Origin of the sequence: Mesorhizobium terrae (genome assembly GCF_008727715.1) — a bacterium.
GTDB lineage: Bacteria > Pseudomonadota > Alphaproteobacteria > Rhizobiales > Rhizobiaceae > Mesorhizobium > Mesorhizobium terrae.
In genome coordinates, this window is sequence record NZ_CP044218.1 from 865,969 (window position 1) to 881,470 (window position 15,502).

The window sequence follows — 15,502 nt, forward strand, 5'->3', positions numbered from 1 at the left end:
TTACTGACAAAGCAGCATTTTAAGCAGTCCGATTCACTTTTCGCTTGCCGCCTCCAGCCAACATGTCGGTCGAAGCCGGAAGGGACACCCGATTCCGGCCAAGTGTGACGATCGAGTTGAGAGTGCGTCCATGAGAAAACTGCTTTTGCCATTGTTCGGCGCCATTGGGGCGCTGGCGGCGGCCTCCAGCCCTACCCTTGCCAGCGACCGCTACGCCGAACGACCGCCGGTGATGGTCAGCCCCGATCTTTCGGCGCCATGGGTATTGCAGCTCGGCCGTGCGCCGGGCGCGGCTCGGCAGGCCCAGGCCTATGCCGTCCAGCCGTCCATGGATCAGCCGCAGGTACGCTACCGACAGGGTCAGCCGCGCGTGCAGTATCGCCAGGTTCAACCGCAGGCGCAGCCGGACCGCATGCGCACCGCCGCCGTTCCGGCGCAGGCGGCGCGCCGCGCGGTCGCCCGCCCGCAGATCAACCCGATCTACCTGCCGCAGCAGGTCGCCTATGATGGCAAGGAGAAGACCGGCACCATCATCATCGATACCAAGCAGAACTTCCTCTATCTGGTGCAGGATGGCGGCAAGGCCCGCCGCTATGGCGTTGGCACCGGCAAGCCGGGCTTCGAATGGGCCGGCACGCACAAGGTCAGCCAGAAGCGCGAATGGCCCGACTGGCGCCCGCCGACCGAGATGATCTCGCGCGAGAAAGCCAAGGGCCGCTATCTGCCCACTTTCCTCGCCGGCGGCATGGAGAACCCGCTCGGCGCCCGCGCGCTCTATCTCGGTTCGACGCTCTACCGCATCCACGGCACCAACCAGCCCTGGACGATCGGCGGCGCGGTCTCATCGGGCTGCATCCGCATGCGCAACGAAGACGTTGTCGACCTCTACGACCGGGTGAAGGTAGGCACGACGGTCGTCGTGATGTAATATTTTCGAGTTGAGTCGGCCGAGGATACGTTTTCGGCCGCAACGGAATAACGGGGGACGGGCCTTGTGGGGACATGGCCAGTCCGGAAAGGGCAGCCGGCATTGCCGCGCTGCCCTTTCTGTTGGCGCTTTCGCTGAAAGCAGCGCGCATACGGCGCAAACCCAGGAGCCAACGGCCACAATCGACTAAGGCACGACGGAATCAGCCTCCCCCCAACGGCATTCTCCTGCTATGCCGCCCGGAAAACGCAGAAACCGGAAGTTTGCCAATGTCCACCTCCGACAGCCGCTATCTGAGGGGCGGCCCCGTTGCCCAGCGCATCATCGACAGCGTGCGCGTCGCCGCTGCCGAGGCGCGCAACGAGGGTTTTCCTCCGAAGCTGGTCTCCATCACCGTCGGCGATGTCGACGCCGTCGACGTCTATGTGCGCAACCAGCGTGCCAAGGCTGGCCTCGCCGGCATCGATTTCGAGGAGCGTCGTTTTCCGGCCGATGTCACCGCCCGCGAACTCGAGGCTGCGATCCACGGCATGAATGCCGACCCGCGGGTGACCGGCATCATCATCCAGCGCCCGGTGCCGTCGCACATACCGGTCAAGGCGCTGCAGAGCGCCGTGCATCCGCTGAAAGACGTCGAAGGCATGCACCCGGCCTCGATCGGCAACATCGTCTACAACCAGCTCGACCTCGCGCCCTGTACGGCGGCCGCCTCCGTCGAATTGCTCAAGGAGACCGGTCTCGACCTCAAGGGTCTCGAAGTCGTCGTCGTCGGCCATTCCGAGATCGTCGGCAAGCCAATCGCCTTCCTGTTGATGAGCGAAGGCGCCACCGTCACCGTCTGCCACCACATGACGCGTTCGCTGGCCGTGCATGCACGACGTGCCGACGCGCTATTCGTGGCGGTCGGCAAGCCGAGGCTGATCAAGGCCGACATGGTGAAGCCTGGCGCCGCTGTCATCGACATCGGCATCAATGCCGAGACCTTGCCCGACGGCACCAGCCGCATCGTCGGCGATGTCGACACCGAAAGCGTGAAGGAAGTCGCCTCCTGGATCACCCCGGTGCCGGGCGGCGTCGGCCCGATCACGGTGGCGATCCTGTTGCGCAACACCATGGTGGCACTCAACCGGCAGCGCGAACTCTACCGCGCCTCCTATGCCGTCGGCGACCAGCCGCAGGGCCGGATCGCGGCGGAATAAGGCAGATGGCCGCTTGCGCGGCCACCGACTTCACCGCGCCAAGAAGGACACCATCAGGTCGGGCATGCCAGCCGTAAGCACGGCCGGCGGCTGATCCTTGCGCAGCTCGACATAAAGTTGCAGCGCGCTCATCAACGCGTTCGCTACCGATTGCCTGTCGTGCACCGCGACCACGGGCAAAAGGGCAGCAACAGCATCCTCATCCTGCTCGATCCTGCGAACGCCGCGCTGCGGTTTCCCCGATCTGCGGTTGAGCATGGGGCCGAGCACCTGCTCGCGGAAGAAGGCAATCAAGCCCAGCGCTTCGAACAATTCGCCGCGTTGCAGTTTCGTCGCGCCATAGTGCAGCCATACCCAGGCACGCTCCTCGAACCATTCGGGCGAGCAGTTCGGCCACACGATTGTCGCCGCGTCCAATGCCTTGGAGACCTTGTCCTCGTGCCGCGCCCATAGAATTTTCGGCCGCTCCACGAGTGCCTTGAGATCGGAGAGGACGACGAACTTCAGATCGACATGAAGCAGCTTCGGCCCGTACAGGCAGATGATCAAACGCGGCTCGCCCACATGCTCGCCGGTAAAGGCGGAAATCAGATTTCCCAGGCCAGCGGCGATGTCGCGCCGTTCGGCCATCACCTGCGGATAAAGATCGTCCCGTACCACAGGCACGAGATCGATGTCGGAATGCTCGTCCAGGCCGCCATGAACCAGCGAGCCGCCGGCAAGCAGCGCGTCGAAGCGTTGGTCCTGCTTGAGTTCACGGAGGAGGTTTTCGAGAAAGGAAGCGTGTGTTGAAGGTAGGGTGCTGGTCATATGTTTCTCCAAGCCAGCACCCCAGAATACGTCACACCAGTCCTTCCACATTGAGCCACGACTTCAACCAAGGCGGTCCACCGCTGTTCCGAAACACCTCTCTCTATGCGGAGCGATTCTGACAGCTGAACCGGGCCGCCCGCTGGAACGGCCAGTCGCTCTCCAGCGGCGAACCGGTAAAGGTCTATGTTTCACCGACCTCGATGGATCGCGGCCCAACGCCACCGGCTATCGCTAGGCTGCCTTGCCCCGACGCAGTTCAGCCGGCTTTTCGCCGCCATAGGCCCAGTCGAGCAGCTTGACCGTGTGCACCACGGGCAGTTTCGCCGCCGAACCGATCTGGGCGATGCAGCCGATATTGCCGGTGGCGACCACTTCGGCACCGGTGGCGGCGATGTTCTTCACCTTGCGTTCGAGCAACCGGGCCGAGATTTCCGGTTGCAGGATGTTGTAGGTGCCGGCCGAGCCGCAGCACAGATGCCCTTCGCGCGGCTCTTTCACGACAAAGCCGGCGCGGGTGAGCAGGTCCTTCGGCTGGCGGGTGATCTTCTGGCCGTGCTGCATCGAACAGGCGGAATGATAGGCAACCACCGTACCCGGCTTGCGCGTTGGTTCAGGCAAATCAAGCATCGCCAGATATTCGGTGACATCCTTGGCCAATGCCGAAACGCGCGCTGCCTTCTCGGCATAGGCCGGATCGAGCCTCAGCATGAAGCCGTAATCCTTGATCGTCGTGCCGCAACCGGACGCGGTGACGACGATGGCATCGAGCCCCTCGCCTTCGATCTCGCGCGTCCATGCATCGATATTCTGCCGTGCGGAGGCGAGCGCCGCCTCCTCGTGGCCCATGTGGTGGACGAGCGAGCCGCAACAGCCTTCGCCTTTGGGCGTCACCGTCTCGACGCCGAGGCGGTTGAGCAGCGAAACCGTTGCCTCGTTGATACCCGGTTCCAGCACCTGCTGCGCGCAGCCGGCCAGCAGCGCGACTCGCCCTCGCTTCTCACTCGTCGGCACTTTCCGCGCGCCTGGCCGCGCCAGCGGCGTGGGCACCGAAGCCGGTGCCAGCTTCAGCATGGCCGCCAGCGGCTTCAATGCCTTGCTGTTTTCGAACAGGCCGGCGAAGGGCCTGCCGAACTTCGCCAGCTTCAGTGCGAAACGAAACCGCGCGGGATGAGGCAGAACAAATGCCAGCATCGAGCGGATCAGCCGCTCGGCCAGCGGACGTCGGTAGGTCTTTTCGATATGGGCGCGCGCGTGATCGACCAGATGCATGTAGTTCACGCCCGACGGACAGGTCGTCATGCAGGCGAGACAGGACAGGCAGCGGTCGACGTGAGTGACGATCTCCTTGTCGGCCGGGCGCCCGTTCTCCAGCATGTCTTTGATCAGGTAGATGCGACCGCGCGGGCTGTCGAGCTCGTTGCCCAACGTCACATAGGTCGGACAGGTGGCGGTGCAGAAACCGCAATGCACGCATTTGCGCAGGATCTTTTCCGATTCCGCGACATGCGGATCGGCGAGCTGGGCGGGCGAGAAATGGGTCTGCACGTCTTTTCTTCCTCGTGTTCCTAGCCGCCCAGCAGCCAGCTTTCGGGGTTCTTGACGGCCTCGCCCCGCTGCAGCGCCTGCAGGCCGAGAACGCAGCGCGCGATGAACCACACCAGCACGACGAACATCAGCAGCACGCCGATGAAGACGAAGAACAGCACCACGGAGATCAGCCCATACAGCAGGCCGATCCAGAAGGTTCGGATCAGGAACGTGTAGTGACTTTCCACGAACCCGCCGGTCTTGCCGCGATTGATATAGGCAAGCACGACACCGACGATCATGGTGACGCCGACGACGAGGCTGGCGAGATAGAGAATGTAGATCACCTGCGCGTTGGTCTGCCCCGGCTCCAGCCAACGATCGGTCTGACGGGGTGGGCTCTGCTGCGGCTGGCTGTCGCTCATGATATAGCTCCCTCTGCTGAGGCGGATACATTAGCAGACGCTGTTGCAGGCGCCATGCGACCGGGATTGAGGATGCCCTTCGGGTCGAACTCGGCCTTCAGCCGCGCCGACAGCGCCGCGAGCGCCGGCTGCTGCGGCTGGAACACCGGCACGGCCGCGCGGATAGCGGGCGCGGCACGGACCAGCGTGGCGTGACCGCCGCCGAAATGCCTCACCGCCGCCCGCACCAGCTCGGCTTCCGCCTCGCCCATTTCCATGCTGAGCCAGATCAGGCCGCCCTGCCAGTCGTAGAACACTTCCACCGCAGATTGCATGCGCAGCGCCATCACCATGGCATGGCTGTCGGCGGGGGCCATCGACACGCGCCAGAGCGGCTTGTCGGAACCGGCGAACGGCACACAGTCGCGTATGTCGCGCCACACAAGAAGCGACGCCTCGCCGCCGATCTCCTGCAAGGGTCCGGCTTTTCTCAGCAAGGTCTTCAGCGCTTCAACGCGATAAGCGACCGACGGGCCGAAACCCTCGACACGTAGCAGCGTCGCAGCCTCGCTGCCTAAGGTACCGTCGGCGACCCGCGCGGCAATGCGTTCGGGCAGATGCGCCGCGCTGGAGACCTCGGCACTGGAGCCGAGTGCCATCGACATGGCGGCGGCGGCGTTGTCGTCCAAAAGACCGCGCACGGCCAGCGTCACCTCAGTCTCAGCGGCCGGCAACACCTTGAAAGTGACGTCGGTCAGCACCGCCAGCGTGCCCCACGAACCGGCCATCGCCTTGGAAAGATCGTAGCCGGTGACGTTCTTGACCACCCGTCCGCCGGATTTGAAGGCCTCGCCCCGCCCCGATACGGCATGGATGCCGAGTACATGGTCGCGCGCCGCGCCTGCCTTCAGCCGGCGCGGACCGGAGAGGTTGGCGGCCAGCACGCCGCCGATCGTGCCCTTGCCCGGCTCGCCGCCGAGCAATCGACCGTAGTCCATCGGCTCGAAGGCAAGCTGCTGGCCGTTTTCAGCGAGCAGATTTTCGATCTCGGCCAATGATGTGCCGGCACGGGCCGACAGAACCAGTTCGGCCGGCTCGTACAATGTGACACCAGTGAGCTTCGACAGATCGAGCGTATGTTCGGTCTGCAACGGCCGGCCGATGCCGCGCTTGGAGCCATGACCGACGATTTCCAGCGGCGCATCCTCGGCGGCAGCCCATTGCACGGAGGAAAGCACTTCGGCGGACGAGGTTGGGGCGAAGGTGGTCATGTTGCGCTATAGCCCCCTCTCTGTCGCCGCTTCGCGGCGCCACCTCTCCCCCATTGCATGGGGGAGAGGAACCCAAGCTGGAGAAGCGCCGACGTTCCGGCAGTGATTCCTCGCCCCCGCAAAGCGGGGGAGAGGTGGCACCGCGAAGCGGTGACGGAGAGGGGGAATCTTACAGTCACTTGCATTCCCTTCCCGATTGCTCTGTCCGCGCGAAAACGAACTTGAGATCGGTGGAGACAATATCTCCAATTAGCCGGCCATCCAGAACCGCGAGAATTGTTTCACAGACGGCGCCAATGTTCTTCAGCGCGTCGCCGCTCCAGAACCTGAGAACGGAATATCCGCTAGCCCGCATAAATTCATCGCGACACTTGTCGTAACCACTGTCGACATGTTGGCTGCCATCGAGCTCGATAACCAGCTTGGCCTGCCGGCAGACAAAGTCAGCATAATAAGGCCCAAGCGGCACCTGCCTGCTGAACTTGTGGCCACCAAGTTTCTTGGCCTTCAGCTCATTCCAAAGCACAGCTTCGGCCACGTTGCCGCCGTGCCGCAACCGACGTGCCCGTGCTACGTGGTTCGGGGAGCGGCGGGGCGGGATTTGTGAAGTCCCCCTCTCCGTCTCGGGCTGCGCCCGAGCCACCTCTCCCCCGCTTTGCGGGGGCGAGGAACCCACATCCTGATGGCGGGTCGTCTCCGGAGAGGTCGTCACAGCCGGTGCTCCCGCAGCTTTTCCAGAACCGCTTCACCGCGCGGCGAAAGCCTGTAGCCGATCTCGAGGCTTTCGGTCAGGCCGAGTTCCTTCAGCTTGCGCACGTCCTGCTTGAATTTCAGCTTTTCGGCGCCGGCCGCCTGGGCCAACTCGGCAGCGGGCGTGCCCGGGCCAGTGCCGATCGCCTGCAGGATCGACGGGAAATAACCAGGCTTCGTCCGATCCCAACGCTCGAACCGCGCGGCGAGGTCGTGCCACTCTTCTTCCGATACTTCAGCTTCGCCTCGCAGGGCAACGCGCTGGTCGGGTTCGATGCCGTCGAGGGCGATCCGATAAAGCATGCGATCGCCATCCGAGCGCAGATCGACCAGCAGCCCTGCGCGGTCGACAAAGCCGGCAGCCTTTGCATCGGCGTCGGTCAGATCTCTCTCAGCTACCGGCTCGACCGCGCTGATACGCACCACGCCAATCGCCGTGCGCAGACCGGTGCCGGCTTTCACCGTCGGACGTTGCCAACGGCGGAAGGCCAGCGTGATGTCGCCGCGCGCGATCCCTTCGAGGATGGATTGCTTGAACAGCACGCCTCAAAACCTCGGAATATCGGGAAAGGCCACCTGACCGCGATGGACATGCATGCGCCCAAGCTCGGCGCAGCGGCGCAATTGCGGAAACACCTTGCCGGGGTTGAGCAAATGGTTCGGGTCGAAGGCGCATTTCACCCGCATCTGCTGGTCGAGATCGGCCTCGTTGAACATCTCCGGCATCAGGTCGCGTTTTTCGACACCGACGCCATGCTCCCCGGTCAGGACGCCACCCACCTTGACGCAGAGCCGCAATATGTCGGCGCCAAACGCTTCGGCCTTGTGCAACTCGCCTTCCTTGTTGGCGTCATAAAGGATCAGCGGGTGCAGATTGCCGTCGCCGGCATGGAAGACGTTGGCGACGCGCAGGCCATAGGTTTCGGAGAGATCGCGCATGCCGGCCAGCACCCGCGGCAATTCCTTGCGCGGAATGGTGCCGTCCATGCAGTAATAGTCCGGCGAGATGCGCCCCACCGCCGGGAAAGCCGCCTTGCGGCCGGCCCAGAAGCGCAGGCGCTCTTCTTCCGAAGTCGAAATGCGGCAGGTGGTGGAGCCGTTTTGAATGGCGATCGCCTCGACCGCGCCGATCAGGTGATCGACCTCCACCGCCGGTCCGTCGAGTTCGACAATCAGCAGCGCCTCGCATTCCAGCGGGTAGCCAGCCTGGACGAAATCTTCAGCCGCGTGGATCGCCGGGCGGTCCATCATCTCCATGCCGCCCGGAATGATGCCGGCGCCGATAATGTCGGCCACACACTGGCCGCCCTGTTCGCTGGTCGGGAAGCCGATCAGCAGGGCACGCGCAGTCTCCGGCTTCTTCAGGATGCGCACCGTCACTTCGGTGACGACGCCAAGCAGCCCCTCCGAGCCGGTCATCAGGCCAAGCAGATCGTAGCCTTCCGCGTCGAGATGCTTGCCGCCGAGGCGCACCACCTCGCCGTTCATCAGCACCATTTCGATGCCCAGCACATTGTTGGCGGTCAGCCCGTATTTCAGGCAGTGCACGCCGCCGGAATTCTCCGCGACATTGCCGCCGATCGAGCAGGCGATCTGCGAGGACGGGTCCGGCGCGTAGTAGAAGCCCTCCTGCTCCACCGCATGGGTGATGCCGAGATTGGTTACGCCCGGCTGCGCGGTCACCGTGCGGTTGGGATAGTCGATGCCGAGGATGCGATTGAAGCGGCTCATGACCAGCAAAACCGCGTCTTCCAGCGGCAGCGCGCCGCCCGACAGCGAAGTGCCGGCACCGCGCGGCACGACGCGGATGTTGCGCTCGTTGCAATATTTGAGCACCCGCGAAACCTGCGCCACCGTTTCCGGCAAAACCACGACCAGCGGCAATTGGCGATAGGCGGTCAGCCCGTCGCTTTCGAAGGCCCGCATCTCGTTGACGGCTTCGACGACGCCCTCGCCCGGCACGATCGCCTTGAGGTCGGCGATGATCGTAACGCGTCGGCCAAGCGTCGCCTCGTCCGGTTTGGGCATGGCCAGGGTGGACAAAGCGCGCTCCTTTCGCTCACTGGTAAAAGCTTTTTACCAATTCGACCGGCTGCTTGCAAATCATGCTTTGGGTCAAGGCAAGTGCCGTCGAGCCGACAGCGTTCCGCGCGGCAATCTGACGCTGGCAGAAAGGACCGGAATCGAGACGCACTATTCGCCGGCGTGGCTCGCCGGCTCGCCATGCAGGCGCTGCACGCGACGCACGCCCCACCACACCAGAAGGATCGCGACCGGCACCGAGGCGGCGGTGACCACCTCGGGCGCGAAGGCGTGACCGAAGAAGGATGCACCCTTGGCGAGATAGCCGATCAGCCCGACGACATAGTAAGAGACGGCCGCCACCGACAGGCCTTCCACGGTCTGCTGCAGGCGCAGTTGCAGCCGGGCGCGGTTGTTCATTGAGGCGAGCAAGTCGCGGTTCTGCCTTTCCACCTCGACATCGACCCAGGTGCGCAGAAGCGTGGTGGCGCGTGTGAGCTTGCGCGACAGATTGGCCTGGCGTTCCTCGACCGAGCGGCAGGTGCGCATGGCCGGCGCAACGCGGCGCTGCAGGAACCCGCCCCAGGTGTCGTAACCGGGCACCACTTCCTCGTCGAGCGCTTCGAGCCGCTCGCCCACGATGCCGTCATAGGCGCGGCTGGCGCCGAAGCGGTAGAGGCTGGAGGCCGCGTCGGCTTCCAGTTCCGCCGCCAGTTCGGTGAGGTCCGCCAACAGGGTCTGGCTGTCCCGCGTTTCGGAAACCTTCATCTCGCGCGTGATGATTGCCAGCCGGTCCTCGATGCGACGCACGCGCGCCGACAGCGACAACGCCAAAGGCAGGCCGAGCATGGCCAGCGTCCTGTAGGTTTCAATGTCGAGCAGGCGCTGCGACAAAGCACCGGTGCTGGCCGGGGTCAGCGCGCGGTTGAGCACAAGGATGCGGGTCAACCCGTCGCCGTCCTGGCGGAAGTCGGTGACGATGGCAGCCGCGCCGCGTTCGACCAGCGAGAAGCACAGGCTGGCCGGATCGAATTCATCGACCAGCTTTTCGTTGGCCGCGGTCCAGTTGCGGATTTCCAGCCGGATGCCGGAAATCACCGTGCCGGGCGGCGAAAAGCCGTTACCGAAGGGCGTGTCCTCATGCGAGCGGCCGGTCTCGTCGAGCGGACCTTCCCACAGATAGGTCGAGAACTCGGTGTGCCGTTCCCAGCGCAGCGAACCCTTGCCCCATTTCATGGCATGGTGGCGCGCCTGGCTGCCGGGCGCCGCGATGCCCAGACGGCGCGACAATTCCGAAAGCACGGCGTGGTCGACGCTGGTGCCACCCTCGGTCATGAAGGAGAGCTGCAGGAGAACGCGCGGTGTTTCGACCAGCGGGTGCGGGCGGGCGTGAACCTCGCCGAGTGCGCTGGGACGGCCTTCATGCGCGGGAAACCCCAGGACGCTGCCGATGGCGCGCGGCCTGAATTCGAGATTGGACGGATCGTCCGACACGGCAGTCCCCCAGGGTCAGGACCCTATCTTTCATGGTGCTCTAGGGGCAATCGCGGCCTTAGGCAACGAAAAGTGCCAGGGCGAGCGGACGGCGCCGCCACGGCAAGCGTTTGCGTGAATGCCATAAATTGGCTAGATTAATTGACCAGTTGGCTTGAATGCTCCTATTCTGCGCGGCAAAGGCTTTTTCTCGGGCATTTCCTTGAGCGACATCTTCTCCCGGATCGATCATTCGCGCACCGCCGACGAAGTGGTGGGGCAGATCGAGGCCTTGATCCTGGAAGGCGTGCTGCGCCCGGGCGACCGGTTGCCGGGAGAGCGTGACCTCGCGCGGCAGTTCGAAGTGTCGCGGCCGATCCTGCGCGATGCGTTGAAAGCGCTGGAGATGCGGGGCCTGCTCACCACCCGGCATGGCGGCGGCACCCATGTCGCCGACGTCATCGGCCAGGTTTTCTCCAAGCCGGTGATGGAGTTGATCTCGACGCATCGCAAGGCGGCGGCGGACTACCTCGAATACCGCCGCGAGATCGAAGGCGTCGCCGCCGAGTACGCCGCACGGCGCGCCACGCCCGACGACCTCGCGCTGCTCGATCGCATCATGGCGCGCATGGAGGAGGCGCATGGGTCCGGCGACTTCCAGCACGAAGCCGATATCGACGTCGAGTTCCACAACGCGGTCGGCGAATGCGCACACAACATCATCCTGTTGCACACGCTGCGCTCCTGTTACCGGCTGCTCTCCGACGGTGTTTTCCAGAACCGGCTGCTGGTGTTCACCCTGCCCGGCGCCCGCGAGGATCTGCTTGCCCAGCACCGCGCCATCCATGCGGCCGTGAAAGCCGGCGACCCCGCCGCCGCGCGCAAGGCGGCGATGGACCACATCACCTATGTCGAGCGCGCCATGGCGCAGGCCGAACGCAGCGGCGATTGGCAACGCGTGTCGCGGCTCAGATTGAAACAGCGCGCCGGCGAGCAGGAGACCGCCCGCAGGCGCGGCCAGAACGAGACGGGCGCGGCAACGCGCGAAAGCGGAAAGACGACCCCATGAGCATGCTTCTCACCATCGACGACCTCAAGCAGCAGGCGCGGCGGCGCGTGCCGAAGATGTTCTTCGATTATGCCGATTCAGGCTCGTGGACGGAGAGCACCTACCGAGCCAACGAGGAGGATTTCGGCAAGATCAAACTGCGCCAGCGTGTGCTGGTCGACATGGACAACCGCTCGCTCGCCTCGACCATGATCGGTGAGGCTGTGTCGATGCCGGTGGCGTTGGCGCCGACGGGCTCGACCGGCATGCAGCATGCCGACGGCGAGATGCTGGCGGCGCAGGCGGCGGAAGAATTCGGCGTGCCGTTCACGCTGTCGACCATGAGCATCTGCTCGATCGAGGATGTCGCCTCGGTGACGAAGAAGCCGTTCTGGTTCCAGCTCTATGTCATGCGCGACAAGGATTTCGTGCTCAATCTGATCGACCGCGCCAAGGCGGCGAAATGTTCGGCGCTGGTTCTGACGCTCGACCTGCAGATCCTCGCCCAGCGCCACAAGGATCTGCGCAACGGTCTGTCGGCGCCGCCCAAGATGACGCTGCCCAACATAATCGACATGGCGATCCGGCCAGGCTGGTGCCTGGGCATGCTGCGCACCAAGCGCCGCACCTTCCGCAACATCGCCGGCCACGCCAAGGGCGTCGGCGACCTCTCCTCGCTGATATCGTGGACCCACGAGCAGTTCGATCCGCGCCTGTCCTGGGCCGACGTCGAATGGATCAGGCAGCGTTGGGGCGGCAAGCTGATCCTGAAAGGCATCCTCGACAAGGAAGATGCCATCCTCGCCGCCAAGACCGGCGCCGACGCCATCATCGTTTCCAACCATGGCGGCCGGCAGCTCGATGGCGCCCCATCCTCCATCTCCGTCCTGGAAAAGATCGTCGATGCCGTCGGCGACCAGATCGAGGTGCATATGGATGGCGGCATCCGCTCGGGTCAGGATGTGCTGAAGGCGCTCTGCCTCGGCGCCAAGGGCACCTATATCGGCAGGCCGTTCCTCTACGGGTTGGGCGCCGCCGGCAAGGCGGGCGTGACCCAGGCTCTTGAAATCATCCGCAAGGAGCTGGATATGACGCTGGCGCTTTGCGGCAAGCGCGATATCAAGGATGCCAGCAGGGACATGCTTCACCGCTAAGCTCGCCATTCCAGACACCCACTCGATTTGAAAGCATCTCCTTTTTTGACCGAAGGCATTCATTTCCTCGACGCCCGCGCACCGGACGGCATGCGCCTCTACGCCATCGGCGACGTGCACGGGCGGCTTGACCTGCTCACCGCCATGCACGAACGCATCGCAGCCGAACTCGAGCGCGACCGGCCCGCCGACTGGCGCATCGTCCATCTCGGCGACTATGTCGACCGCGGCCCGGATTCGAAGGGTGTGATCGATTTCCTGATCGCCGCGCAGCAGCGCGACCCGCGCATGATCGCACTTGCCGGCAACCACGACATCGGTTTCCTCGATTTTCTTGCCATGCCCGACGCGGAAGGCTTGTTCGCGCGTTATGGCGGCCGCGAGACTGCGCTGTCCTATGGCGTCGCCATCGACTTCAGCGACCCGGCCTCGGTCGAGCAAGGCTGGAAAGATCTGGTCCGTGCCGTGTCGCCCGAACAGAGGCGGTTCCTGCACGAACTACCTTATTCGGCCTCATTCGGCGATTTCTTCTTCTGCCATGCCGGCGTAAGGCCGGGCATCGCGTTGGAACGACAGGCCCATGACGATCTGATCTGGATCCGCACCGCCTTCCACAATCATCCGGGGCTCTACGAAAAGATCATCGTGCACGGCCATACACCGCAGCCGGAAGCCGAGCTGATGCCCAACCGCGTCAATGTCGATACCGGCGCCTGGCAGACGGGCATTCTGACGGCGCTCGTCGTCGACGGCGTAGAAAAACGGGTCCTGACCGCGACGGGATAAGGTTAGCGCCGCGCCCGGCTTAGTTTGTCGAAGACATGGTCCTTGCCCCTGGCCACAGCCGTCTCAAGATCGTCGCCGAGGCCGAGGCGGGCGGCGATCGCGCTGGCCAGCATGCAGCCGGTGCCACGCATCTGGACATCGAGGCGTGGCGCCTCGAACGGCAAGGGCTGCCGGCCAATGCGGACCAGCAGATCGGCCGAGCGATCGCCATCGGCATGGCCGCCCTTGACCAATAAGGCAGGTCCGCCGGCCTCCGCCAGTTCCCGGGCGTGATGGATGATCTCGCCTTCATTCGTCGTCAGTGAAACGCCACTCAGCAAGGCGAGTTCCGGCAGATTGGGCGTCACGAGACTGCACAGCGGCATCAGCTTGCGCTTGAGACAAGCGACCGCATCGGCCGCCAGCAAGGCGCGTCCCGAACTCGATGCCAGCACCGGATCGAGCACCACGGGCAATGGCGGCCGGCTGGCAAGCACGGAGGCGACCGCATTTATGGCATCGACGGTGCCCAGCATGCCGATCTTGACCGCGACGATCGCATTGGCGGCGAAAGCCGCCCGCATCTGCGCGGCGATGAGATCGGGCGGCATCTGTTCCACCCGCTCGACGGCGTGATGCGTCTGCACGGTCACCGCCGTCACCGCGAGACAGGAACGCAGGCCGAAAGCCGAGACGGTCTCGACATCGCGGGCGATGCCGGCACCGCCGCTCGAATCCGAACCGGCGACGATCAGCACATGCTTCTCGACACTCATCGCCATCGCGCCGTCGCCGCAAGCCATTCGCGCGTGCGCGCCTCGGGGTCGGCGTTCAGCGTGATATCGGTCACCACCGCCGCGCTGTCGGCGCCTTGCGCAAAGACGCCGTCGATACGCGCGACGTTCAGCCCGCCAATGGCAACCAGCGGCAACCTGCCCGCGCGGCGCTTCCATTCCGCGATGCGATCAAGCCCCTGCGGCGCCCATTTCATCGCCTTCAGGATGGTCGGATAGACCGGCCCCAGCGCGACATAGTCCGGCTCGGCGGCGAGTGCCGTTTCCAGCTCGTCATGGTCATGGGTGCTGAGGCCCAGCTTCAGCCCGGCGCGGCGGATCGCAGCAACATCCGCGTCCGCCAGATCTTCCTGGCCGAGGTGAATGAAGTCGCAGCCCTCGTCGATGGCAAGCCGCCAGTGGTCGTTGACGATGAGCTGGCAATCGTGGCGTTCGCAGACGGCCCTGGCGGCGCGGATTTCGCCGCGCAGCGACGGCTCGGTTCCTTCCTTGACGCGCAGCTGAACCAGCTTCACGCCGAGCGGCACCAGCCGCTCAATCCAGGTGGCGGAGGGAACGATGAGGTAGAACGGGTCGAGTTTCATGAGAAGACCGCCATGCCGATAACGGGAGTGGATGGAACCGCCATATCGCGCGGTTCGAGCAGGCCAGCGAGTAATGCCTCGCGTCCTGCCTCGACGGCTTTGGCGAAGGCTCTTGCCATGGCAACCGGGTCGCCAGCCTTGGCCACCGCCGTGTTGAGCAGCACCGCGTCGTAGCCGAGCTCCATCACCGCTGCAGCGTGGGAAGGACGACCGATGCCGGCATCGACGATCAAGGGAACATCGGGAAAATGCCCGCGCAGCGAACGCAAGGTGTCAATATTCTGCGGGCCACGCGCCGAGCCGATCGGCGCGCACCACGGCATCAGCAATTTGCAGCCGGCCTCCAGCAGGCGCTCGGCGACGACAAGGTCATCGGTGGTGTAAGGGAACACCTCGAAACCTTCCTGAACCAGGATACGCGCCGCTTCGACCAGGCCGAACACATCCGGCTGCAGCGTGTCGTGATTGCCGATGATTTCGAGTTTGATCCAGCTGGTGCCGAACACGTCGCGCGCCATCCGCGCGGTGGTGATGGCTTCCTTGACGGAGTGGCAGCCGGCGGTGTTGGGCAAGACGCGGGCGCCGAGCGCCTGGATCAGCTCCCAGAATTGCCCGCCCGACTTGCCGCCCGCCGCTTCGCGCCGCAACGACACGGTGACCACCTGCGTGCCTGACGCCTTGACCGCCCCGGCCATGATCGACGGCGACGGATAAAGCGCGGTACCGAGCAGCAGGCGGGACGAGACTTCCGCGTCATAGAGTTTCAACAT

Annotated in this window: 16 protein-coding genes; 5 read left to right on the plus strand and 11 right to left on the minus strand. The window is 64.5% G+C overall.

Features of this window, described 5'->3' with window-relative positions; all coding sequences use genetic code 11:
• The first annotated feature begins 130 nt into the window (after positions 1-130).
• Together FZF13_RS05270 and FZF13_RS05275 are read left to right on the plus strand one after the other, a co-directional pair.
• Positions 131-928 carry a L,D-transpeptidase gene (locus tag FZF13_RS05270; protein ID WP_024924649.1) on the plus strand — a complete coding sequence of 266 codons (798 nt, stop codon included), beginning with the start codon at positions 131-133 and terminating at the stop codon, positions 926-928.
• 269 nt (positions 929-1,197) lie between these two features.
• Positions 1,198-2,127 (plus strand): bifunctional 5,10-methylenetetrahydrofolate dehydrogenase/5,10-methenyltetrahydrofolate cyclohydrolase, encoded by a 930-nt coding sequence (locus FZF13_RS05275; RefSeq protein ID WP_024924648.1) that lies wholly within the window; start codon positions 1,198-1,200, stop codon positions 2,125-2,127.
• Between the two features lie 30 nt (positions 2,128-2,157).
• On the opposite strand, the gene FZF13_RS05280 is transcribed toward FZF13_RS05275, so the two are convergent.
• The 8 genes from FZF13_RS05280 to FZF13_RS05315 form a co-directional block, all read right to left on the minus strand.
• Positions 2,158-2,937 carry a hypothetical protein gene (locus FZF13_RS05280; protein WP_024924647.1) on the minus strand — a complete coding sequence of 260 codons (780 nt, stop codon included), beginning with the start codon at positions 2,935-2,937 and terminating at the stop codon, positions 2,158-2,160.
• A 234-nt stretch (positions 2,938-3,171) separates the two neighbouring features.
• A complete protein-coding gene (gene glcF / locus FZF13_RS05285) occupies positions 3,172-4,485 on the minus strand; it encodes a glycolate oxidase subunit GlcF (RefSeq protein ID WP_024924646.1) in 1,314 nt (437 codons plus the stop codon).
• Positions 4,486-4,505: 20 nt separating this feature from the next.
• On the minus strand, positions 4,506-4,892 hold the full coding sequence (locus tag FZF13_RS05290) for a DUF4870 family protein (RefSeq protein ID WP_024924645.1): 387 nt from the start codon (positions 4,890-4,892) through the stop codon (positions 4,506-4,508).
• Positions 4,889-6,142: a glycolate oxidase subunit GlcE gene (gene glcE / locus FZF13_RS05295; RefSeq protein ID WP_024924644.1), complete on the minus strand. Its 1,254-nt coding sequence runs from the start codon at positions 6,140-6,142 to the stop codon at positions 4,889-4,891. Before glcE ends, FZF13_RS05290 begins: the two co-directional genes overlap by 4 nt.
• A gap of 175 nt (positions 6,143-6,317) precedes the next feature.
• On the minus strand, positions 6,318-6,680 hold the full coding sequence (locus tag FZF13_RS05300) for an endonuclease domain-containing protein (RefSeq protein ID WP_343039653.1): 363 nt from the start codon (positions 6,678-6,680) through the stop codon (positions 6,318-6,320).
• Between the two features lie 170 nt (positions 6,681-6,850).
• Positions 6,851-7,435 carry an ASCH domain-containing protein gene (locus FZF13_RS05305; RefSeq protein ID WP_024924642.1) on the minus strand — a complete coding sequence of 195 codons (585 nt, stop codon included), beginning with the start codon at positions 7,433-7,435 and terminating at the stop codon, positions 6,851-6,853.
• 3 nt (positions 7,436-7,438) lie between these two features.
• Positions 7,439-8,935 carry an FAD-linked oxidase C-terminal domain-containing protein gene (locus FZF13_RS05310; RefSeq protein WP_024924641.1) on the minus strand — a complete coding sequence of 499 codons (1,497 nt, stop codon included), beginning with the start codon at positions 8,933-8,935 and terminating at the stop codon, positions 7,439-7,441.
• Positions 8,936-9,085: 150 nt separating this feature from the next.
• The gene (locus tag FZF13_RS05315) at positions 9,086-10,408 is read right to left on the minus strand and encodes a DUF3422 family protein (RefSeq protein WP_024924640.1); all 1,323 of its coding nucleotides are present in this window, start codon (positions 10,406-10,408) and stop codon (positions 9,086-9,088) included.
• Positions 10,409-10,610: 202 nt separating this feature from the next.
• On the opposite strand from FZF13_RS05315, the gene FZF13_RS05320 reads away from it, so the two are divergent.
• The 3 genes from FZF13_RS05320 (at position 10,611) to FZF13_RS05330 (ending at position 13,375) form a co-directional block, all read left to right on the plus strand.
• On the plus strand, positions 10,611-11,456 hold the full coding sequence (locus FZF13_RS05320; RefSeq protein ID WP_024924639.1) for an FCD domain-containing protein: 846 nt from the start codon (positions 10,611-10,613) through the stop codon (positions 11,454-11,456).
• Entirely contained in the window at positions 11,453-12,589 is a 1,137-nt protein-coding gene (locus tag FZF13_RS05325; RefSeq protein WP_024924638.1) for an alpha-hydroxy acid oxidase, read from the plus strand. The genes FZF13_RS05320 and FZF13_RS05325 overlap by 4 nt, the downstream gene beginning before the upstream one ends.
• Positions 12,590-12,679: 90 nt before the next feature.
• A complete protein-coding gene (locus FZF13_RS05330) occupies positions 12,680-13,375 on the plus strand; it encodes a metallophosphoesterase family protein (protein WP_051504789.1) in 696 nt (231 codons plus the stop codon).
• A gap of 2 nt (positions 13,376-13,377) precedes the next feature.
• Here the strand turns inward: FZF13_RS05330 and FZF13_RS05335 are convergent, their stop codons facing one another.
• The 3 genes from FZF13_RS05335 to FZF13_RS05345 are packed head-to-tail and all read right to left on the minus strand — an operon-like array spanning position 13,378 to position 15,502.
• Positions 13,378-14,136, minus strand: coding sequence for a hydroxymethylpyrimidine/phosphomethylpyrimidine kinase (locus tag FZF13_RS05335; RefSeq protein WP_024924636.1), 759 nt, complete (start codon positions 14,134-14,136; stop codon positions 13,378-13,380).
• Entirely contained in the window at positions 14,127-14,732 is a 606-nt protein-coding gene (locus FZF13_RS05340; RefSeq protein ID WP_024924635.1) for a thiamine phosphate synthase, read from the minus strand. Before FZF13_RS05340 ends, FZF13_RS05335 begins: the two co-directional genes overlap by 10 nt.
• Positions 14,729-15,502: a thiazole synthase gene (locus FZF13_RS05345; RefSeq protein WP_024924634.1), complete on the minus strand. Its 774-nt coding sequence runs from the start codon at positions 15,500-15,502 to the stop codon at positions 14,729-14,731. The genes FZF13_RS05340 and FZF13_RS05345 overlap by 4 nt, the downstream gene beginning before the upstream one ends.

What these genes read in the sequence shown, in the direction of transcription:
- FZF13_RS05335 (WP_024924636.1), bottom strand. Translation starts at nt 14,136, where the DNA reads ATGGCGATGAGTGTCGAGAAGCATGTGCTGATCGTCGCCGGTTCGGAT.
- FZF13_RS05345 (WP_024924634.1), bottom strand. Translation starts at nt 15,502, where the DNA reads ATGTTGAAACTCTATGACGCGGAAGTCTCGTCCCGCCTGCTGCTCGGT.
- FZF13_RS05330 (WP_051504789.1), top strand. Translation starts at nt 12,680, where the DNA reads ATGCGCCTCTACGCCATCGGCGACGTGCACGGGCGGCTTGACCTGCTC.
- glcE (WP_024924644.1), bottom strand. Translation starts at nt 6,142, where the DNA reads ATGACCACCTTCGCCCCAACCTCGTCCGCCGAAGTGCTTTCCTCCGTG.
- FZF13_RS05270 (WP_024924649.1), top strand. Translation starts at nt 131, where the DNA reads ATGAGAAAACTGCTTTTGCCATTGTTCGGCGCCATTGGGGCGCTGGCG.
- FZF13_RS05280 (WP_024924647.1), bottom strand. Translation starts at nt 2,937, where the DNA reads ATGACCAGCACCCTACCTTCAACACACGCTTCCTTTCTCGAAAACCTC.
- FZF13_RS05275 (WP_024924648.1), top strand. Translation starts at nt 1,198, where the DNA reads ATGTCCACCTCCGACAGCCGCTATCTGAGGGGCGGCCCCGTTGCCCAG.
- FZF13_RS05325 (WP_024924638.1), top strand. Translation starts at nt 11,453, where the DNA reads ATGAGCATGCTTCTCACCATCGACGACCTCAAGCAGCAGGCGCGGCGG.
- FZF13_RS05340 (WP_024924635.1), bottom strand. Translation starts at nt 14,732, where the DNA reads ATGAAACTCGACCCGTTCTACCTCATCGTTCCCTCCGCCACCTGGATT.
- FZF13_RS05290 (WP_024924645.1), bottom strand. Translation starts at nt 4,892, where the DNA reads ATGAGCGACAGCCAGCCGCAGCAGAGCCCACCCCGTCAGACCGATCGT.